Annotated in this window: 18 protein-coding genes and 1 pseudogene; 10 read left to right on the top strand and 9 right to left on the bottom strand. The window is 65.1% G+C overall.

Annotated elements, in window-relative coordinates:
- Positions 1-3 precede the first annotated feature (3 nt).
- The gene (locus E4P42_RS02195; protein WP_135122712.1) at positions 4-849 is read right to left on the bottom strand and encodes a F510_1955 family glycosylhydrolase; all 846 of its coding nucleotides are present in this window, start codon (positions 847-849) and stop codon (positions 4-6) included.
- 236 nt (positions 850-1,085) lie between these two features.
- Here E4P42_RS02195 and E4P42_RS02190 point away from each other — a divergent pair, with 236 nt between their 5' ends.
- The gene (locus E4P42_RS02190; protein ID WP_114733526.1) at positions 1,086-1,781 is read left to right on the top strand and encodes a DUF305 domain-containing protein; all 696 of its coding nucleotides are present in this window, start codon (positions 1,086-1,088) and stop codon (positions 1,779-1,781) included.
- A 13-nt stretch (positions 1,782-1,794) separates the two neighbouring features.
- On the opposite strand, the gene E4P42_RS02185 is transcribed toward E4P42_RS02190, so the two are convergent.
- The 3 genes from E4P42_RS02185 to ripA form a co-directional block, all read right to left on the bottom strand.
- Entirely contained in the window at positions 1,795-2,982 is a 1,188-nt protein-coding gene (locus E4P42_RS02185) for a cell wall metabolism sensor histidine kinase WalK (protein WP_011856862.1), read from the bottom strand.
- Positions 2,979-3,725, bottom strand: coding sequence for a response regulator transcription factor (locus E4P42_RS02180; RefSeq protein ID WP_135122711.1), 747 nt, complete (start codon positions 3,723-3,725; stop codon positions 2,979-2,981). The genes E4P42_RS02185 and E4P42_RS02180 overlap by 4 nt, the downstream gene beginning before the upstream one ends.
- Positions 3,726-4,094: 369 nt before the next feature.
- Positions 4,095-5,498, bottom strand: coding sequence for an NlpC/P60 family peptidoglycan endopeptidase RipA (gene ripA / locus E4P42_RS02170; protein WP_135122709.1), 1,404 nt, complete (start codon positions 5,496-5,498; stop codon positions 4,095-4,097).
- A gap of 338 nt (positions 5,499-5,836) precedes the next feature.
- On the opposite strand from ripA, the gene E4P42_RS02165 reads away from it, so the two are divergent.
- From E4P42_RS02165 to E4P42_RS02140, 6 genes are all read left to right on the top strand, one after another.
- Positions 5,837-6,199, top strand: coding sequence for a BlaI/MecI/CopY family transcriptional regulator (locus tag E4P42_RS02165; RefSeq protein ID WP_135122708.1), 363 nt, complete (start codon positions 5,837-5,839; stop codon positions 6,197-6,199).
- Positions 6,199-7,119: a M56 family metallopeptidase gene (locus E4P42_RS02160; RefSeq protein WP_135122707.1), complete on the top strand. Its 921-nt coding sequence runs from the start codon at positions 6,199-6,201 to the stop codon at positions 7,117-7,119. Before E4P42_RS02165 ends, E4P42_RS02160 begins: the two co-directional genes overlap by 1 nt.
- Positions 7,120-7,452: 333 nt before the next feature.
- On the top strand, positions 7,453-7,869 hold the full coding sequence (locus tag E4P42_RS02155) for a hypothetical protein (RefSeq protein WP_135122706.1): 417 nt from the start codon (positions 7,453-7,455) through the stop codon (positions 7,867-7,869).
- A gap of 101 nt (positions 7,870-7,970) precedes the next feature.
- Positions 7,971-9,089 carry a PLP-dependent cysteine synthase family protein gene (locus E4P42_RS02150; protein WP_135122705.1) on the top strand — a complete coding sequence of 373 codons (1,119 nt, stop codon included), beginning with the start codon at positions 7,971-7,973 and terminating at the stop codon, positions 9,087-9,089.
- On the top strand, positions 9,086-10,351 hold the full coding sequence (locus E4P42_RS02145) for an MFS transporter (protein WP_135122704.1): 1,266 nt from the start codon (positions 9,086-9,088) through the stop codon (positions 10,349-10,351). Before E4P42_RS02150 ends, E4P42_RS02145 begins: the two co-directional genes overlap by 4 nt.
- Positions 10,352-10,461: 110 nt before the next feature.
- On the top strand, positions 10,462-11,208 hold the full coding sequence (locus E4P42_RS02140; protein ID WP_209305674.1) for a response regulator transcription factor: 747 nt from the start codon (positions 10,462-10,464) through the stop codon (positions 11,206-11,208).
- A gap of 62 nt (positions 11,209-11,270) precedes the next feature.
- Here the strand turns inward: E4P42_RS02140 and ripB are convergent, their stop codons facing one another.
- The 5 genes and pseudogenes from ripB to E4P42_RS02115 all read right to left on the bottom strand — a co-directional run bounded on the left by ripB (position 11,271) and on the right by E4P42_RS02115 (position 17,152).
- Positions 11,271-12,017: an NlpC/P60 family peptidoglycan endopeptidase RipB gene (gene ripB / locus E4P42_RS02135; RefSeq protein ID WP_135122703.1), complete on the bottom strand. Its 747-nt coding sequence runs from the start codon at positions 12,015-12,017 to the stop codon at positions 11,271-11,273.
- A 486-nt stretch (positions 12,018-12,503) separates the two neighbouring features.
- Entirely contained in the window at positions 12,504-13,727 is a 1,224-nt protein-coding gene (locus tag E4P42_RS02130) for an Ig-like domain-containing protein (protein ID WP_135122702.1), read from the bottom strand.
- 366 nt (positions 13,728-14,093) lie between these two features.
- Positions 14,094-15,047: pseudogene (locus E4P42_RS02125) on the bottom strand (sterol desaturase family protein).
- A 47-nt stretch (positions 15,048-15,094) separates the two neighbouring features.
- Positions 15,095-15,865, bottom strand: coding sequence for an AraC family transcriptional regulator (locus tag E4P42_RS02120; RefSeq protein ID WP_135122886.1), 771 nt, complete (start codon positions 15,863-15,865; stop codon positions 15,095-15,097).
- 438 nt (positions 15,866-16,303) lie between these two features.
- A complete protein-coding gene (locus E4P42_RS02115) occupies positions 16,304-17,152 on the bottom strand; it encodes an alpha/beta fold hydrolase (RefSeq protein ID WP_135122701.1) in 849 nt (282 codons plus the stop codon).
- A gap of 156 nt (positions 17,153-17,308) precedes the next feature.
- Between E4P42_RS02115 and E4P42_RS02110 the strand changes: the two genes are divergently transcribed.
- From E4P42_RS02110 to E4P42_RS02100, 3 genes are read left to right on the top strand one after another with little or no spacing between them, the layout of a single operon-like run.
- The gene (locus E4P42_RS02110; RefSeq protein ID WP_011856847.1) at positions 17,309-17,521 is read left to right on the top strand and encodes a heavy-metal-associated domain-containing protein; all 213 of its coding nucleotides are present in this window, start codon (positions 17,309-17,311) and stop codon (positions 17,519-17,521) included.
- Positions 17,518-18,489 carry a heavy-metal-associated domain-containing protein gene (locus E4P42_RS02105; RefSeq protein ID WP_135122700.1) on the top strand — a complete coding sequence of 324 codons (972 nt, stop codon included), beginning with the start codon at positions 17,518-17,520 and terminating at the stop codon, positions 18,487-18,489. The genes E4P42_RS02110 and E4P42_RS02105 overlap by 4 nt, the downstream gene beginning before the upstream one ends.
- A gap of 40 nt (positions 18,490-18,529) precedes the next feature.
- A complete protein-coding gene (locus E4P42_RS02100) occupies positions 18,530-20,815 on the top strand; it encodes a cation-translocating P-type ATPase (protein ID WP_114733763.1) in 2,286 nt (761 codons plus the stop codon).
- Positions 20,816-20,837 lie beyond the last annotated feature (22 nt).

Here is a 20,837-nt window from a genome sequence, read left to right as displayed (position 1 = left end):
TGTCTATTCGACAGCGGTGAGGACGTTGACGGTCGCGCCGTTGTCGGTGGAGCTGTAGATGGCGGTATCAGTGGCGATGTAGACCTGACCGTTGCCGGCGGCGAGCAGGGCCTGGGGTTTGTTGTTGAGCGAGTGGCCCGGCTGCCAGGTCTGCCCGTCGTCGGCGCTGGTGTACAGCCGTCCTTCGAGGTCGGCGCCGAGCAGGGGACCGCGGTCGGGCCAGCTGATGAACAGCAGTGCCGGCGCACCGGTGACTGCGCGGAACGTCCTCGCCCCGTCGGTGCTTCGGAGCAGCCCTTGGCGTGCTGTTGCGAGGATCTCATCCGGGGCATCCGGTGATATTGCGAGGTCGACGGCGGGGACTTCTGCGCGCTGCTGCCAGGACCGCTGATCAAAACTAACCATCACGGTGCCGGATTGACTGTCGTGACCGTAGACCCGTCCGTGGCGGTATTTGAGTGCGTGGAAGTCGGCGCTACCGTGCAATGACAGAGGTTCCCAGGACTGGCCGGCGTCGCTGCTTTTGATCAGGCCGAGGTGGGGCGGTTGTTGGCGGTCGGCGGGGTCGGGGTGGCCGCTGGCCAGGAATTCGTCGGGGCCGGCGACGGTGAAGCCCATGAAGTCCTGCGAGAGCTCACCGACTCGTTGTGGCGCCTGATCTTGCTCAACGGTGTAGAGGCCGTAATGGGTTGCGACGTAGAGCTTGTCGTCAGATGGGTTGATGCCGAGGCCGTGGATGTGCACCATGCCCGGCACGACGGCGGGTGGCGGGCTTTCGGGGGCGTTCGCCGAACAGGCCGCGGCCAGAGCCCCGGTCAGGGCGATGGCGAAAAGGTTGCGGATCAGCACACGGACACCTTCCGGTCACGAGATCTACGTAGTTCAATAGTAGGTGGGCGGTGCGTGAGGTGGCTGCGCCTCGGGTGGCGCGACCGCGAGTGATGGACCGGGGGAGTCGTCTTCATCAAATCTTCATCGGATCACGAACCGACCCATACTCGGCATGCTGAGGCTGGGGTGCGGCGGCGCGAGGGCTTGCCGTGTGGACGCATGGTGTCACGAAGATGTTCGAGGAAGGATGTGCGATGCAGCACAAGCGTTTTGGATTCGGGCTTGCGGCGCTTGCGGCGTCGGCCCTGTATATCAGCGGCTGTTCGAATGCAACGAACGAGTCTCAGTCATCGTCGTCGAGCACCACCTCGGCAGCAGCGTCGGCGTCGGCTTCGCCCAGTGCTGCGAGCAGTGACGCTGCCCATAACGATGCTGATGTGACGTTCGCTCAGGGCATGATCCCTCATCATCAGCAGGCGATCGAGATGAGCGACATGCTGCTCGGCAAGCAGGGAGTTGATCCTGAAGTAGTGTCACTCGCCAACGAGATCAAGAACGCTCAGGGTCCTGAGATCGAACAGATGCAGGGCTGGCTGCAGGACTGGGGAGTGTCCTCGTCGACAACGGCCCCCAGCACCGCCGCAATGCCCGGCCATGACATGCCTGGCCATCAAATGCCCAGCGGAGACATGGGTGATATGCCGGGTATGAGCGGCGGCGGTATGGGCATGATGTCGGAAGCCGATATGGCTGCACTGCAGAACGCGCAGGGCGCTGAGGCTAGCCGACTCTTTTTGACGCAGATGATCGAGCATCACAAGGGCGCGATCATGATGGCGCAGCAGGAAGTTGACAACGGCCAGTTCCCGGCGGCAGTCGAGATGGCGCGCAACATCGTGTCTTCTCAGCAAGCAGAGATCGACACGATGCAGGGAATGTTGGACAAGTAGCGCGGAGAGGGCACTAGTCAGGGACGCGTTGAGCAGCCGTCGCAGGGTGGTGTTCGCTGCGTATCGGGGTGATGGGCAGGGCGATGGTGAATGTTGCGCCGGCGCCGGGTCCAGCACTGGCTACCGAGATCGATCCGCCGTGCGCTTCGATGAGCGCTTTGGCGATGGCGAGCCCGATACCGGCGCCGCCATGCTCGCGGTCGCGGGCGGTGTCTGCCCGGTAGAACCGTTCGAACACTCGGGTGACGTGCTCAGCGGCTATCCCTTCTCCGGTGTCAGCGACAGCGATTTTTACCTGGTCGCCGTCACGAAGACAGTGAAGGTGTACCGACCCGCCGGGCGGTGTGTGCCGTAGCGCATTCTCCAGCAGGTTTCCCAACACTTGAGACAGTCGTTGTTCGTCGGCCCAAAGCGGCGGTAGCGGTTGCGGGAGGTGTACGTGCAGTCCGACCCCCTTGGCGTCATACCGTTCTTGTGCTGCTGCGACGCACTGGCGGGTTAGGCGGTCCACGTCGAGGGAGGCGTAGGACATAGACACCGCACTTTCCTCGGCCTTCGCCAGCGCGGCGACGTCATCGGAGAATCGCACCAGCCGACGGGTCTGGTCGCGCAGCATGGCTGCTGTCTGGGGTGTCAAGGAGCGCACGCCGTCTTCGAGTGCCTCGATGTAGGCCTCGAGTACTGCCACGGGTGTGCGGATCTCGTGCGCGAGGTCTCCGAACAGTTGCTGGCGTGTCGAATCGACGGCTTGAAGCCGGGAGGCCATTTGGTTGAATGCGGTTGCGAGGGCGTCGAAGTCATCGCCGAGGCGCGGCGGTGACACGCGGATGTCGTAGTTCCCTTCAGCGACATCGGTGGCCGCGGCGGCGACTTCGGTGATGGACCGTTGGAGGCGTCGACTGACGTAGAAGCTGACCGCGAGGGCGGCCAGTGCTGACACCGCTAAAGCGCCTCCGATGGAGATCACCGTTGCGTAGCCGTAGGCCTCTTCGGCGTGGACTTCTTCCAGGGAGTCCATCGGGACACCGGCACGGTGGAGGTGTTCGCGGAACAGCGGTGGGCCGACCACGGCAGCGACCACCGCGGTCGTCGCCGCTCCGGCCGCCAGCACGATGGCTTGGGCCGCCAGGAGTCGCAGGCCGATACCGGGACGGCCCGGCCGTCGACGCCGGCGAGGGGTCGACGTAGGTGGGGGAGTCACTGTCCGGTTCCCATCCGGTATCCGACACCTCGAACCGTGGCGATGTAGCGGGGGCGTGCGGCGTCGTCGCCGAGTTTGCGTCGTAAGTGTCCGATGTGGACGTCGACGAGGTGTTCGTTGCCGACCCAGGGTTCGTCGCGGATTATTTCGAGAAGTTGTCGGCGGCTCAGCACGATTCCTGGCCGCGCGGACAGGGCTTCGAGAATGTCGAATTCGGTGCGGGTCAACAGGATTAGTTCGTCGTCGATATGTACCTCACGGGCGGCGACGTCGATGCTCAGTGCGCCGAAGCGGCGCGGCGGGGCTGTGTCTCGTTCGGCGGGTGCGGCGGCTGTTTGCAGGATGCGGGGTCGCCGCAGCATGGCGCGGATGCGCGCGACCAGCTCGCGGGGACTGAAGGGTTTGGTGATGTAGTCGTCGGCGCCGACGGTGAGGCCGAGCACGGTATCCAGTTCGGTGTCACGGGCGGTGAGCATGACGACGTAGGCGTCGGAGAAGGTCCGCAATTGCCGGCAGACCTCGAGTCCGTCGATGCCGGGTAGGCCGAGGTCAAGGATGACGACATCGGGATCCAGGTCGCGTGCGACGGCGATTGCGTCGACACCGTTGCCGGCGACGACGGCTTCGAACTGCTCGCGTTCGAGATAGCTGGCCACCACTTCGGCCAGGGGGAGTTCGTCGTCGACGACCAGCGCGCGGTATCCCTTCGCGCTCTCAGGCGCGCCCAGGTGGTGGTGCTGCATGTCCCATATGGTGCCTGCTGGTGCGTCCGTAACCAGGTATGGCTGACCGGGCGGCTCGATCTTCAGCAGATCTTCACACGACTCATACCGTTTTCCTCCTGCGGTGGGGTGAGGCTCACTGCGGAGGAGGGCCTGACATGCGTTGGCTGATGGACGTGTGCCCGAACAGTCTCGGGTGGCAAGCGTGGCTGATCCTGTGTGCCGTGGTCGTGGCGCTGTGGGCGGCTGCGATCGCCGGCGCGACGGCGCTATTTAACGCCTCTCGTTGGCCGCGTCGTTCGGGGCGGCCTGACGTGCCCGAGGAGGCCGATTCGCAGCGGCCGCGCCGCGGCGCACTGACCGGTCCACCTGCGCGGCATCGCGGCGATGTCAATATTCGATCAAGCGGGTGACGTAGGGCGTCATGCCGGAGGTGCGTACGGGCGAGATCTTGACGACCGACCCGGTGTAGGGGGCTTCGATCATCATGCCGTCGCCCAGATACATCGCTTCGTGCTGGCTGGCGTTGGGGCCGTAAAAGATGAGGTCACCGCGTCGCATCTGTGACGAGGGGATCTTGCGGCCTGCGTTGTATTGCGATCCGGAGTAGTGGTCGAGTTTGATGCCGACGCCGGCGAAGGCATACAGCATCAGGCCCGAACAGTCGAAACCCACGGTGTTGGCGCCCTGGTCGATGCCTCGTGACGGGCCGTTGGCGTTGCCGCCGCCCCAGGAGTAAGGCACGCCCAGTTGTGACATGGCGCGGCGAATCACGAATTCTGAGGCCTGGCGGCCGTAGAGGCGGGGGATGCGTCCGTTGGTGATGCCGGGATCTGCGGCGGCGGTGACTGGAGACAGAATGCCGAGTTCGGTGAGGAACTTGCGGCCCATGTCGGCCGTCAGCTGCGCCGAGGTCGCCATGATCTTGAGGACGGCATTGATGATGGCCACCGGGTCGCCGGCCACGTTAGCGCTGGGCACCATCGGCAGCGTGGTGTCCCACAGGCCCCCCTTGGTGGCGCCCCCCGGCGACGTGGTGCCGCGGTCCCAGGGAGCGCCGGATGCCGGAACAGTGCCGGGTTGCGCGGCACTGGGCGCGGCGGCTGTCGCCGCCACCGGTCGGGCGGCTTCCAGTCGAGCTTGAGCGGAGTCGCGTTCGGTAGCGAACCGTTCGACCTCGCGTTGCTGTGCGGTAAACGTCTGCTGGGCGTCCCGGAGTGCGGCTACCGCGTCGTCTTGCCGGCGTTGGGCGTCCGCGGCGGCGCTCTCGGCGCGCGCCCGCGCTGCCGTCGCAGCAGAAAGCTTGTTGGCCTGATCGGTCTGCCGACGCAGGAGGTCGTCGCGGACCCGCTGAAAGCTGATGGTGAGGGTCTGCTGGGTCGAGGCCCCGGCCAGGATCTCCTCGGGACTTTGTGCCAGCGGCAACGCACCCGACGGCCCGTTCGTATAGGTCGACGCGGCGAAGCGGTCAAAGCGCTGTTGTGCGGCCTCGATCGCGTGTTGGCTGTCGGTAAGGGCTTGGTCGCTGGCAACAACGTCGCGCCGGGCCTGCGCGAGGGTGTCGCGAGCGGCCGCGATTTCGACCAGGGCACGGTTGACGCCCTCTTGCTTGATCTGGATGTCGCTACCGACGTCGGCCATCCGCTGGTTCGCTTCGGCGACCGCCGCAACCAATGAGGGAACGTCGTCGCGGTCGGGGCTGCCGTCATGCCCGGCAACAGCGGTACCCGGGGCGCTGATCACCAGTGCCGGCATTAATGCGAAGAGACTCAGAAAAGAAGTGAGGCGCCGCATCGAATCTCCTCAGCTGGGGTGAGCGTTGTCGAGCCGCGCATCGAAGCCGAACGGCACCCGCGGCACACCTACTACCGAGCTAAGTACGTAGCACAATAGTACGTAGACGGAACGTACATCACTTTGGTATCAGGAGGAACGTCTGTCACAGTCTCAGGTCGGTTACAACTGTGCGCCACGGGCGCTAGGTTCACGCGCCGCGGCCGGTAGTGCAGATGCTGGCCCTATGCGGTCCAGGTGAGGCGTATCGCGGCTTTTCCCAGCTCGGCGGCTACATTGGGGACTGAAGAGCTCGGGGCGCGAGGAGGCCAGCTCGTCGCGGAGAGCGGGAGGCGCAAATGGAACAGCGAGGATTCGGCGACCTCGAAGCGGTGGTCATGGATTGCGTGTGGGATTACGCCGAGCCTGTCACGGTGCGTGAGGTTTTCGACGAGATCTCTCAACGGCGCCAGATCGCTTACACCACCGTGATGTCGACGATGGACAACCTGTACCGCAAGCGCTGGTTGCAACGTCAGCGCGACGGGAAAGCGTACCTGTATCAGGCGTCCATGAGCCGCGAGGAGCGTTCCGCGCGTTTGATGAAAGCCGCGTTCGACGCCGGCGGGGATACCGATGCGGTGCTGGCCTTCTTTGTCGAGCAGATGAACGCCGAGCAGTCCGCCCAACTGAAGGCGGCTCTGCGCAAGGGGCGTCGGTGATGACCGCCGCGCTGTGGCTGCTCCTTTATGGCAGCGCGCTGGCCTGGTGGGCGCCACCGGTCCTGAGGCGGATGACCCGTCACGGCATCAGCCCCTATATGGGAGTGGCCGCCTGGCTGGCCACCGTCGCCGCGACGCTGGCGGCGTGGCTCGTCGCGCTGATCATGGTCATCGGCGCAACGACGGACAGTATTCGTACGGGCGCGGTCGTGACACTGTGCCTGGAGCTGTTTGGCTTCTCCGAACACACCCCCATGGCCGGACGAATCGGTTCTGTTGTTCTCATCGCAGTAGGAACCCTGACGTCAGGGTTCGTCGTACTGCGGATCGGTCGCTGCTTGTCGCGGCTGCGGGCGCGAAGTCACGAGCACGCGCGGGCCGCGCGGATCATCGGCCGACCCACCGACAATCCCAACGTGGTGGTCGTGGAGGCCGACCGGCCTGCTGCCTACTGCGTGGTCGGACGCCCGAACGCCATCATCGTCACCTCCGCGGCGATGAAGTCGTTGAACCGATCACAGCTCAAAGCGGTTCTGGCGCATGAAAACGCGCACATCGCCGGGCACCACCACCACATCCTCATGGTGCTCCGCGCTTTGGGGGGCACACTGCCGCGGCTTCCGCTTTTCGCGACGGCCCCTCATCGTGTGGGTGAACTGCTGGAGATGTGCGCTGACGACACCGCCGTGCGCCGCGTCGGCACGCATCCGCTGTTGGCTGGATTATCTGCTCTGGCCGGAGAACACCCGCCTGCACGGGAAGGCCTCGCCGCGGCGGGAACAGCGGTCATCGCGCGAGCGCAGCGCCTGCTCACCCCCACACGCCGGCACGTGCGATGGCGCCACCGCATCTGCCTGACAGCCGCGATCACCGCCATGCTCGCCACACCCGCTCTCATCCAGGTGCTCTGCCACCACTAGCGCCTCAACGCCGGCCGCACGCTGCGCAGGTGAAGCCAATGCGCGTAGGCCGCCAGCAAAGGAAACACCGCTTGGCGCGCGGGCCGATAGAGAGCAAATTATCTACGTAGTAAAACCGTAGATGATCTGCGGTACAAGCAGCGCTCCGATCTATTGCATCTCCTTCGCGGAACTTCCAAAAGGGCGTTTTCGCAAGGGCATCGGGCGAAGTCGATCGTGTGACGGAACGGCCGGTTGGCTCGGCGCAACGGCGGTCGCGCTCTGATCACAACCCGGCATCGGCTCAGGGGCCGAGCCTGAATTCGCCGATCCGCTGCTACAGTCGGCAACATCGTGAAGTACTTCGACGCGAACTCTGGGCAACGCCGCCGCGCCATCGTCGCGGCGTTGATCGCGTTCTGGACCGTCATCGTCGGAGCCGAGTGGGCACTGCCCGGCGTGAATGCGGCACCTGCGCACGGACCGCACACCCTGGCCACCAGTGCGGTCGGCGCGCCGATGTCTGTCGAGCTCGACCACCCCCACGTCTCCCAACCCGACGCCGAGTGCACGCCCGACACATTGGCCGAAGCGATCCTGCCGCGGGGAACGGTTTCCCTGATCGCGCTCGCGTTGGGCCTCGTCGTGGCTGTGCTTCCGCTGCTGTGGTGCCACGCGGCGAAGGCGCCTATCCGCGGTCCACCACGGAACGCCCGCGCCCTGCGCACCGGCCGCGACGTGCTCGCCCACCTGTGTATCGCGCGCCGCTGATCGGCTAGCGTCAGGCCCGTCGTCTTCGACGGTGGCCGGTGACCGCTACCTGCCGTCAGTCGCCGCGCTTCGTCGCGGCCTCACAGAAGCGACATTCATCGATGAATCCTGCCCTGCCAATCCGCCATGCACGCACTTCCCACACCCGATCGGCACAGCCACAACGCGGCCGCAACGAGCGGCCGGCCACCATGGTCGGCCAGACCCCTGTCTTGAGAATCAGCGCACCGTTCACGTCAGAAGAGCGGGGCTTTTGGGCCAAACTCGAAGGCTTCAACCCGGGAGGAATGAAAGACCGACCCGCGCTACACATGGTCGAACGCGCCCGCTCCCGCGGGGCACTTACCCCCGGCGCCCGCATCGTTGAATCCACCAGCGGGACGCTGGGATTGGGTCTCGCACTAGCCGGAACGGTCTACGGGCACCCCGTCACCTTGGTCACCGACCCCGGGATGGAGCCGATCATTCAGAATATGCTCGCCGCATTCGGCGCCGACATCGAATTGGTCACTGAACCGCACCCACAGGGAGGCTGGCAGCAGGCTCGCCGTGACCGCGTGCAGAAGATCTTGGCCACCGACCCGCGCGCGTGGCATCCCGATCAATACAGCAACCCCGATAACGTCGAGGCCTACCGCGGGCTCGCGTTGGAACTGAACGAACAACTCGGCGCCGTTGATGTCCTGGTGTGCTCGGTGGGCACCGGAGGCCACTCGGCCGGCGTCGCACGCGTCCTCCGAGAATTTAACCCGCAGCTGCGGCTGATCGGCGTCGACACGGTGGGCTCGACGATCTTCGGCCAGCCCGCGGCTTCTCGGCTCATGCGCGGCTTGGGATCGAGCATCTATCCCGGCAACGTCGACTACCAAGCGTTCAACGAAGTGCATTGGGTTGCCCCCGCGGAGTCGGTGTGGGCATGCCGCACCCTGGCGGCCACCCACTACGCCAGTGGCGGCTGGAGCGTCGGTGCGGTCGCCCTGGTTGCAGGCTGGGTCGCACGCAATAGCCCTGCCGGAGCCACTGTCGCAGCGATCTTCCCGGACGGTCCGCAACGCTACTTCGACACCATCTACAACGACGACTACTGCCGCGCCCACGGCCTGCTCGACGCAGCGCCCCCACGGCATCCCGCCACCATTGAGGACCCGATGACCCAGACAGTCACGGCGTGGACGCGATGCACCACCGTTGTCGACCCCACCGAGGTGCAGCCACGATGACCCTGCTGTCAGCCTTCCGCAGCTTTGGTTGGCCCAGCCGGATGCTGATGATCAACCAATTCGGCATCAACCTGGGCTTTTACATGCTCATGCCTTACCTGGCCGGCTACCTCGCCGGCCCGTTGGGGCTGGCCGCGTGGGCCATCGGCCTGGTGCTGGGTGTACGTAACTTCTCCCAGCAAGGCATGTTTCTCATCGGCGGCACTCTGGCAGACCGGCTGGGCTACAAACCGCTCATCGTCTGCGGATGTGTCCTCCGGACAGCAGGATTCGGCCTGCTCGTCTTCGCTGAATCGCTGCCGGCGGTTCTGATCGCCTCGGCCGCAACCGGCTTCGCCGGCGCCCTGTTCAATCCTGCGGTGCGCGCCTATCTGGCGGCCGACGCGGGCCCACGGCGCGTGGAAGCCTTCGCGGTGTTCAACGTGTTCTATCAGGCGGGCATTCTGGCCGGACCCCTTGTCGGGCTGGCCTTGATGTTCGTCGATTTCCGAATGACAGCTGCCGCCGCAGCGGTCGTGTTCGCAGCGCTGACCGTGGCCCAACTCTTAGCATTGCCCCACCGCGCCGCGGGGACACCTGACGAGAAGACATCGGTGCTGCAGGACTGGCGAACAGTAGCGGCCAACCGCTCCTTTCTGCTCTTCGCGGCGGCCATGATCGGGTCGTATGTTTTGTCATTCCAGGTCTATCTGGCATTGCCGCTTCAGGCGCGAGACCTGTTTCCGCGCAACGATTCCGTTGTCACCGCCATGATCTTCGTGGTCTCGGGTCTGGTTGCTGTCCTCGGCCAGATGCGGATCACACGATGGTTCGTCCACCGCTGGGGCGCCGGCCGCTCCCTGGTGATCGGCATGCTGATCCTCGCGGCGTCGTTTTTGCCGCTGATCGTGCTGCCCGATGACACCAGGGCAGGCAGAGTCGCCGCCGCGACCGCGCTACTCGTCGCCACGGCGGTGCTGGCGGTCGGGTCGGCGGCCGTCTTCCCGTTCGAGATGGACACCGTCGTCTCATTGGCCAACAACCGTCTCATCGGAACGCACTACGGCTTCTACAACACCATCGTCGGAGTCGGCATTCTTGTTGGCAATCTGGCCACCGGCTCGCTGATGCAGGCCGCCCGAGATCTCGGACAACCCTGGCTGCTGTGGGTTCTGCTGTCGGCAATCGGGCTGGCCTCCGCAGCGGCCTTGTTCCGGCTGGACCGACGGGGCCGACTTCAACCCGAACAGCTGACATCCTCTGGCGCGCAAACCCCCCGCTGAACACCCGACGACGCGAACATGCCCGACACCCCATATCGCCATCTACGTAGTAGCTACGTAGATGGCGATATGCTGGTTCCAGCATCCGCGCAGACGCCTTCACGCCGTGAATGGCCCACGCTGGCAAGGAGACTGCCACGACCATCGAGCCGCACCCCGCTTCGGGCAGCGTTGCCTCTCCGGCGATAGCCGCTGGGCGCATTCGCGTTCTGCTGGTTGAACCTCGGCGCATCTACGCCGACATGTTGGCCCGCACCCTGCGCGCCGAAGAGTTCGCCGTCGACGTCGCACGCTCAGACGCTGCAGCGCTCACCGCGGTGCGCGACGATGACCCCGACGTGGTGGTGGTGTGCCTGGGATCATCCGCGCACGGCGCCGTCGTCCTTGACCGTGTTCGCCAGGCCGCCCATTGCGGCGTCGTCGCGCTCGCCGACACAGAGATGGCGCCACTGATATCGCGCGTCGGAGTGGTTCCCATCGGCTCCCGCGACATACTCAACACGCGAATACGGCAGACACTCAGGCATTCTCGCCAACGCGGCGAGGACGGCGGCGCCCAGCGACGCCACGTCGACGATCTGGTGATCGACGTGGGGGTCCGGCGGGTCTATCAGCGCGGCAACGTCATATCGCTGACTCGAACGGAGTTCGCGATCCTTCGGGTGTTATCCGATGATCCAGGGGAGCCCGTGACGTGCCGACGACTTCAGGAAGTCCTTTGGGGGGCGACGCAGCCCGGCGGGCGGTCGGCACTGGGCGTGCACATCGGCAATCTACGTCGCAAGCTCGGTGACGCCCCGTCTTGTCCGCGCTATGTCCGGACGGTCCGCGGCATCGGCTACTATCTGGCCGGCTGAACCATTACCCGGTGCAGACAGGGCTTTTGGCGGGAGGAAGCTGTTGGCGGAAGCGTTCGGGGTCAGGTCTCGATAATCCGTATGACGTAGGGTGTCATCCCGGCGGTACGCACCGGTGAAATCTTGATGGGAACGCCGGTTTGTTGCGCCTCGATCATTTTTCCGCCGCCGAGGTAGATCGCTTCGTGTTGGCTTCCGCCGGGCCCCCAGAACAGGAGGTCACCGCGTTTAGCTTGCGCGGGAGGTACCTTGCGGCCAGCGTTGTACTGGTCGCCGGACCATCGCGGCAACAGTACTCCGACGCCGGCGAAGGCGAATCGTGTCAGTCCTGAGCAGTCGAAACCGACGGTGCCTGCGCCTTGGTCGACACCGCGACTAGGGCCGGTGAGGCTGCCCCCTCCCCAGGAGTAGGGAACGCCGATCTGCGTTCCTGCCCTGCGGATAACGTATTCGATCGCCTGGGCACCGTAGAGACGGTTGCCGCGGACGCTCGTTTGGGGGCTTGCCGCGGGACTGACGAGTCCGAGACTGCCCAGGAAGCTACGCCCCAAATCCATCGCAGTCTGGGTGGCAACGGCCGTCGCCTGCAAAGAAGCGTTGGCGATGGCAACCGGATCGCCGGGCGCTCCCGCACTCGGGATCTTGGGCAGGAGTGGATCCCACGGACCGCCTGTCGGCTCGGCGGAGGCTGCTGGCGTGCACGCCAAAAGTACCGTCGCGACGACGGCAACGATCACCCCAGTCAGGCGAAAGCCGAACGCAGATACGCGGCCTTCCTCCGGGCGGACGCATCGGGCCATCGGTTCCATATGGCGTTCTTTCTTTCGGCTGTCGGAGCGCCGGTGATTGGTTTCGCCAAAAAAGGCGAAACAGAGCGTTCCGTACTGTGCAGCAACGATGTACGTAGCGAATACGTAGATCAGCCTAACTCACATATGCCTCATCAGTAACACCAGCAACAAAATTACAATGCTGGAATTTCGGCGGCTGAAATTGCTAATGGCTTTTGCGAATGGGTGCTTGAAAGTGTCGATCGTCGATGCCGGGACTACGAAATAATCGGCGGTCCGGACACGTGAAAACGCCGTTACCTGAGGACGGCAAACCAAAGGTGCCGTAGCGGAAAGGGCTGCGCTACCTGTGCTGCGTGGGCCCCACGGCGCGCGATGCTCGGGTGACACTTGGCAGTTCGCAACCCGGTTCGGTGGATGCGAAACGTCCTGTCGACACGCGTAACTGGTGCCACGAGGTGACTGGGAGGCGGCGGTTGTGAGTCTCCGCTGCTGATCTGAGTTTCAGAGGTTGGCGTTGCCGGCTTTCCACTGATCCCAAGGGATGTTCCAGTCACCTAAACCGTCTGTCCCCGACAGCGTGGGGCCGGTGGTGTTGATGACCTCAACGATGTCGCCGCGTCGGGTGTTGTCGTAAAACCAGCGGGCGTTGGCCGGATTGACGTTGAGGCATCCGTGGCTGACATTGGCGATGCCTTGGCTGCCCACCGACCACGGTGCAGAGTGCACGTAGATCCCGCTGTAGGACATCTGGGTCGCCCACTCCACCTCGGTGCGGTATCCGTCAGGAGAGTTGACCGGAACTCCGTAGGTGGACGAATCCATCACCAGAAACGAGTAACGATCTCCGATGATGTAGGCGCCGTTATCGGTCGGGGTCTTGGCTTTACCCATGGAGATGGGCATGGTCTTGACGATCTGACCATTGCGCCGCACAGTCATCGTTTTGGTGGCGTCATCGGCGGTGGCGATGACCTCGTCACCGATGGTGAACCGGGTAGTGACGTCATCCTGACCGAACAGCCCGTCACCGAAATTGACGCCGTAGGCGTTGACCGCCACCTCTACTGTTGTTCCCGGTTTCCAGTATTCGGCTGGGCGCCAACGTACTTCGCGATTATTGAGCCAGTAGAAGGCTCCCTCGACCGGGGGGGTGGTGGTCACGTTGATCGCTTGCTGCGCCGCAATCCGGTCGGTGATGTTTTCATCGAAGCGGATCGCGATGGGTTGGCCCACGCCAACCGTTTCCCCGTCGTTGGGCAGGACGTAGGGCATCGTCAAGTTGTCGGGCGAGTGGGTTTCGAAGGTCGCTGTCGTAGTGGTCGCGCCGCCCAGTCCAAGGGCCTGGGCATGAAGGGTGTACTGCTTGTTGTAGCCCAGCGGCTCGGCAGACGACCAGGACACGCCATCGGGGCTGAGCTGTCCGTCGACGAGTTCGCCGGCTTCGTTGGTCAACGAGACTTGGCCGAGAACGCCGTCACCGGCGGACACGGTAACAGGGGAGTCCACCGCGACACCGATCGCTCCGTCGGTCACCGACGCCTGCAATTTGGGCACTAGCAGGTCGGCGAACGGGGTGCCTTTATCAGTGATGACCTCGGACTGGGGCGCGGCGGCCGGCGACGAGCTGCACGCGGCCGCGATCAGCAGCACCGCCATCGCCAGGACGGCCGTCCGCAGCCACTGCGCCGTCCTGCGAAACGGTGGGAGGCAAGTCGCCTGCGGCATCAGTGTGGTCTCCGTATCCGAATGTTGACATCGCTGATGAGCGGGCACTGCGTGCGCCGCGACAGCCGTTCGCGGGCGGCGGTGCACCGTTCACGGATATGGTTCAAGTGTGCTGATGCGTCATTTGGCTTTCTTAGTCCTTCGATGAAGATTCAGTAAAGACGCAGACTTGCGCACTGGTCTGCCCGACATGGCATCCGGCTAGCTCTGGCAGGCGCCGAACGGGCTGCCGATCCTTTGTTCGTCGATCGTCGGACCGTGGCGCGCAATAGGCCACGTAGAAGGCTATGGGTCTAGTACGCGTTCTGGGCTGATCGGGAACGCTTGAGGCAATCACGGTCCGGGAGCGCTAGACGCTGGTCCCTCTCAGCCCTGCTCCGGTGTTGGTCTCGTCGCGGTGCGGTCCTTCGTCGCTGTGGTGGACTTGAGGCTGCACCCTCCGGCGGGGGTGAAGGGGTGTAGCAGCTGCCGCCCGTACGCGGTGGGGTAGTCGGGGTGTGCGGCCATGCCGAGCTGGGTGGAGTCGAATCGGCGGGTGGGGTTATAGGAGTAGGTGCGCATCAGGTGGTCCCAGACCAGGGTGAACAGCCCGAAGTTGACGTCGCCGATGCCGGCCCACTTGAGGTGATGGAAGCGATGGCCTTCGTTGAGAGCCAAGACGTGCTTGGCGGGGCCCACGCGGTAGTCGGCGTTGGAGTGCTGCAGCAGCAGCTGGATCGCCACCGCGAGGGCGAGTAGGGAGGCGACGTTGACGGGCAGACCGATCAGGATGAGCGGTGCCACACCAGCGGCCATCTCAACGGTTTGGTGCAGCGGGTGTTTCATCAGGCCGTTGAGGCCGTAGAAGCGGGTGATGCTGTGGTGCACGGCGTGGAAACGTCACAACACGCCGATCTTGTGGCTGGCCACATGGACCACGGTGATGCCGAGGTCGGCGATCATGATCGCGGCGAGGACCTGCAGCGGCAATGCCCAGGTGCGCGGCCACAGCTGCGGGGCCGGGACGACCGCCGCCAGTAGTGGAATGGCAGCCACGCTGGCCAGGATCAGCGTCTCGTTGACTGCGACGTGGATGCGGTCGCGCCTGCTGTCTGCCTGATCATGATTCCATTCGGGGTCATACGGAATGACACGTTCGACCAGCAACGCGGTGGCAATCGCGACGGCCATCACGGCCAGCAGCCAGTATTTCGGGGCGCCGGCGGCGGTTAACGCCACACCGGCGCCGTTGAGGCCGAGCAGCATGACCGGCACGTAGCCGTATCGGGCCACCGCCTGTGCCGCGGTGACCGCCGTCAATGGCGGGGACTTCGTGCTCACCACCTGAGCGTCGCGGCTACTGGCGTGGCAGAGCTTGAATGATCCGGCTACACGGCGGTGTCGAGGTCCCAGGACACGTGCCGGCTCAACACCGAGGGCGCCAGCCCGAACATCTCCCGCGTGGTACGGGTCAGATGGGCGCTGTCGGAAAACCCCGCATTATGTGCGGCGCCGGTCAGGTCATCGCCGGCGTGCGCGCAAATGATGGCGAGCCGCAGCCGTAACCACAGCACGTAGCGGCGCAGCGGAATGCCGACCTGTTCGGTGAACAGATGGGTCAATCGGCTCGCAGACACACCGACCTGGGCCGCGAGTTCGGTACCTCCCACTGGGCCCGCGGCCACAAGGTCGGGGAGCACCCGCAACGCCTCGTCGACGGCGCGATGGCGCGTCATTTCTTCATCAGCTGCCATGGCGGGTGCGAGGTGTTCGAACAGCTCGTCGACCACGACGGCCAACGGACGTCGGCGGGTGAACGTCAACACCGGAGCAACAGTCCAGCCGGACCGAAGCGCGCGCAAGTGCGCCGAGCGCCCTGGGGCAGACTCCGGTTCCAAGAACACCACGGTGCCCTCCGGCGCGCCGACTTCGACCCGGTGTGGCGCATCGGCGGGCACGACCACCTTGGTGCCGCGATGCTGGTTGCCGTGCTCGTCACGCATCGTGAAAGGTGTTGTTGCGGTGACAATCTGGACGGCATGGTGGGCGTGTAGGTGGGTGGTGCCAATCGATCCGGTGAACGCCAACACCCCAGGTCGCAGCAGTGCCGTCCCGCCCCAGTGCGGTTCACCGGTGATACCACCGCCATCCCGCATCATCGCCACGAATCGATGCTACGGCCTTCCACTAATCAACTTACCGCGGCGCCAGCAACGGGGAACATCGAATCAGGCGTGGCCAGCCATCCGCCGCCACGGGTAATGCAGGATATGCGCCATTGGCCAGTCACCCACCGCCGCGCCTAGCTCGGGCACCCTTGTACCGTATACCCCTCAGGGGTACCTTCGTTGTATCACCCGGGGGCGGGTAGCCCGACGACTGGAAGGCGTATCGCTGGTGACCGTACAAGAAAGATTTCGGCAGCTCGTCCAAAGCCAGACCGCACGGTCGATCGCCAAATGCATCGCTTTGTGCGCGGTGGGTCGTGTCACTAGTGGGCGCCGCTCAGGCAAGGCCAGCGAGGGAAAGTCCTGCTGCGGCTGACAGCACCGCGACAGGCTGCCCCCGAGCGGCTTGCCGCCGGAGCGTCAGGCCCCTCACTGCTGCCCCAGTCCTTGGTGCCCGTCTTCATGGACCCGAGTGTCCCGGTCCGATGTTCTACGAAGGAAGTTCTCGATCGCCGGGCCGAAAGCGTGTGCCATGTCCTCAGCGTCGACGAATTGGCGGGACATCGAAACTTCGGCGAGAACCCCTCGTGGAAGGACATCGGCGAGGCTGTGTGCCAAGCACTCGGGGTGACGGATGTCGTCGCCGGCGATGACGAGCGTCGCAGTGTCGATGCGCCGGAGGTCCTCGACCGTTGCAAAGGCGCGGTCATGACCGATTGACGCCGCGGCCGCCGCACTGTGGGCGTCAGCGCGCGGAATAGCCTCAGCGACCAGGTTGGCGATCAGCGGCTGAAGATCAGGAATGAACAATTCCCAGGCGGCCTGCAGACCGCGGGAACGGGCACGCTCGGCGAAACGATCCATCAGATCGGTGTCTGCGGCTTTGTCCGCATCGTCCTCTATCGCTTCAGCGCTGATGACCACCGCCGACCGGGCGATACGGGGGTGCTGGAGGCACGTCCGCAAAACGATGGTGCCGCCCAGTCCGGCGCCGACAAGGTGGGCGCAGGTGTCATCGAGCGCGTGAATGATCGCAATGACGTCGCTGACGTACTGATCCCATCGGTGCAACGTCGGGTCGGGACAACGCGATGCTCCGTACCCTCGAATGTCAGGCAACGCAACGCGATACCGGCCAGCGAGCCGGTCAGCAAGCGGTCGCATGCTGTAGTGATCCGGACCCCCACCATGAAGCATGATGATCAGTTCGCCGCGCCCGACGACCTCCCCCATGAGGGGCCAGCCATCATCTCCGACGTGTAACGCGCGCACCACCAACTGATCCCTCCCTTCGTTCCGGGATAGCGCTACGCGCGTCGACACCACACCAACGACCCCGGAAAGTAACCCTTGAAGCATACCCCCAAGGGGTATATGCTCTCTTACGTATACCCGGTAGGGGTATCTACACCCGTTGAGGATAGGAGATCGGTGATGAGCACGAGCACGTACGCCGTCACAGGAATGACTTGCGGACATTGCGAGCTCTCGGTGCGCGAAGAGGTCAGCGAGGTCGCCGGAGTTGAAGACGTCGAAGTTAGCGCCAAAACCGGCACGCTGATCGTGACGTCGAGCCGTCCCGTCGACGACGCGCAGATCCTCAACGCCGTCGACGAGGCCGGCTACTCGGCGGTGCGTGTCGCATGAACGCCGCGGGACGATTGACAGCGTTTGGCGCCGGACTGGCAGGGGCGTTCACGGCTGCATACGTCACCGCCGCAGCGGTCGTCCCTGATACCGCGGCGACATCTTCCCAGACCCAAACTTCCGATGCTGCAGCGGATCACAGCGCGCCGCCGACCGAGCAGGCGTCGCCAGTCGTTCCCTTCGCCGACCCGCCGGGGTTGTCGTTGGCCGAAGACGGATACGTCCTGAGCCCGGTGCGGGCCCCCAGCGCACCCAACGATCGGGGAACGATGAGCTTCACCATCGTCGACCCGGGCGGCACGCCGCTGCTGGACTACGCGAACGTGCACGACAAGCAATTGCACCTCATCGTGGTCCGTTCCGACGGCCAGCACTTCGCCCATGTACACCCAAGGCTGGACGCGGCTACCGGCACGTGGTCAACGCCGTGGACGTGGAATGCCGCCGGCACCTACCGCGTGTTCGCCGACTTCCAACCCGCAGGGGCGGGCAGCGCCAAACTCACCCTCACCCGAACCGTGCAGGTGGCCGGCGCGTTCGTCCCGGCGGTGGCGAGTGCCACACGCACCGTGGATGAAATCGCCGGATACACCGTGAAACTGGACGGTGCCCTCACCGCGGGCGTCTCCCACCAACTCACCGCGACAGTCACGCGCGACGGCCGGCCGGTGATGACCTTGCAGCCCTACCTGGGGGCTTACGGCCATCTCGTCGCCTTGCGTGAGGGAGACCTGGCGTATCTACATGTGCACCCTGAGGGGGCCGAGCCGGTACCGGGCGGCACCGGTGGGCCTGCGGTGTCGTTCGCGGCGACCGCACCCACCGCCGGGCGCTACCTGCTCTACCTCGACTTCAAAGTCCAGGACACCGTGCACACCGCCAGCTTCGTCGTCGACGCCGCACCCGGTGGCACCAACGAGCCCGCGCCAGAGCCGTCGCGTGACGCCGGCCATGCCGGCGGGCACTGAGCTATCCCGTCCGAATCAGAAACTGAAAGGCAGTGGCTTCATGACGACATCGACACCGGTGTCTGGCCCGAGTGTGGAACTCCGCATCGGGGGAATGACCTGCGCCTCCTGCGCCAACCGCATCGAGCGCAAGCTCAACAAGCTCGACGGCGTGGCCGCGACAGTCAATTACGCGACGGAAAAGGCCACCGTCACGGTGCCTGACGGATACGATCCGGCGCTGCTGATCGCCGAGGTGGAGAAGACGGGCTACACCGCCGCGCTCCCGACACCGCGCACGCCGATGCCCTCCGACGCATCCGGTGACACCCCGCACGCCGTGGACACCGCCGACCCCGAACTGGCGTCGCTGCGGCACCGCCTGAGGGCCTCGGCCGTCCTGACGGTGCCGGTCGTCGCGATGGCGATGATCCCGGCGCTGCAGTTCACGTACTGGCAGTGGGCGTCGCTCACGCTGGCTGCCCCCGTCGTCGTGTGGGCAGCATGGCCATTCCATCGGGCCGCCTGGGCCAACCTGCGACACGGCACCGCGACCATGGATACGCTCATTTCACTGGGCACCGTGTCGGCGTTCCTGTGGTCGCTGTATGCGCTGTTTCTGGGCAGTGCCGGCACGCCGGGTATGAAGCATCCCTTCGCGTTCACCCTGGCGCCGTCGCATGGCGCCGCCAACATCTACCTCGAAGTCGCCGCCGGCGTAACCACGTTCATCCTGGCCGGACGCTACTTCGAGAAGCGGTCCAAACGGCAGGCCGGAGCGGCACTACGAGCCCTGCTCGACCTAGGCGCCAAAGACGTATCCGTCCTGCGCGGCGGGACGGAAACCAAGATCGCCATCGAAGAACTCGTGGTTGGCGACGAGTTCGTCGTGCGCCCGGGGGAGAAGATCGCCACCGACGGCGTGGTGGTGTCCGGTTCCTCGGCTGTCGACGCCTCGATGCTGACCGGCGAAGCGGTACCCGTGGAAGTCGCTGCCGGCGACACCGTGGTCGGTGCCACCGTCAACGCCGGCGGTCGGCTGGTGGTGCAGGCCACTCGCGTCGGCTCGGACACCCAGCTCGCGCAGATGGCCCAGCTGGTCGAACGCGCCCAGACCGGCAAGGCCGAAGTGCAACGCCTGGCCGATCGCATCTCCGGCGTCTTCGTACCGATCGTCATCGCTATCGCCGTGATCACCCTCGGCGCCTGGCTGGGCGCGGGATTCTCAGTCGCCGCCGCGTTCACCGCAGCGGTCGCGGTCCTCGTCATCGCCTGCCCCTGCGCCCTCGGGCTGGCCACGCCCACCGCCCTGCTGGTGGGCACCGGTCGCGGCGCACAAATCGGCGTGCTGATCAAAGGTCCCGAGGTGCTCGAATCCACCCGCAAGGTTGACACCGTGGTGCTGGATAAGACCGGAACCGTCACCACCGGCAAAATGACGCTGGTCGATGTCATCACAGCGCCGGAAACCGAACGCGCGGAGCTGCTTCGACTGGCCGGCGCCCTGGAGAACGCCTCCGAGCACCCCATCGCCCAAGCCGTCGCCGCCGCGGCGGCCGAGGAACTCCAGGCCCTGCCCGTTCCGGAGGACTTCGCGAATGTCGAAGGTAAAGGCGTCCACGGCATCGTGGATGGACACGCCGTCATCGTTGGGCGCGAATCACTGCTGTCCGACTGGGCGCAACACCTCAGCCCGGATCTGTCCCACGCCAAGGCCCGCGCGCAAGCCCAGGGAAAGACCGTGGTAGCGGTCGGGTGGGACGGGCAGGCGCGCGGTGTACTCGTCATCGCTGACACCGTGAAATCGACGAGCGCACAGGCAATCTCGCAGATGCGTGACATTGGGCTGACCCCCGTGTTGCTCACCGGCGACAACCAAGCCGTCGCTCGACAGATCGCCGCCGAAGTCGGCATCGACGACGTCATCGCCGAAGTCATGCCCGAAGGCAAGGTTGACGTCATCGCAGGCCTCCAAGCCGAAGGCAAGACGGTCGCCATGGTCGGCGACGGAGTCAACGACGCGCCCGCCCTCGCCCAAGCCGACCTCGGTCTGGCGATGGGCACCGGCACCGACGTCGCCATCGAGGCCTCCGACATCACCCTGGTGCGCGGTGACCTGCGCAGCGCCGTTGACGCGATCAGGCTGTCCCGCGAAACACTGTCGACGATCAAAACCAACCTGTTCTGGGCGTTCGCCTACAACGTCGCAGCGATCCCCGTCGCAGCACTGGGCATGCTCAATCCGATGCTGGCCGGAGCCGCAATGGCATTCTCCAGCGTCTTCGTGGTGGGCAACAGCCTGCGCCTGCGCCGCTTCAAAACCACTTCCGCCGACACCACCAGTTAAATCACCGCCACCTGTGAGGAGA

Source organism: Mycobacterium sp. PS03-16 (genome assembly GCF_004570325.1).
Classification (GTDB): Bacteria; Actinomycetota; Actinomycetes; order Mycobacteriales; family Mycobacteriaceae; genus Mycobacterium.
The sequence above is the reverse complement of the archived record's forward strand: the minus strand, read 5'-3'. Positions and strand labels throughout refer to the sequence as shown.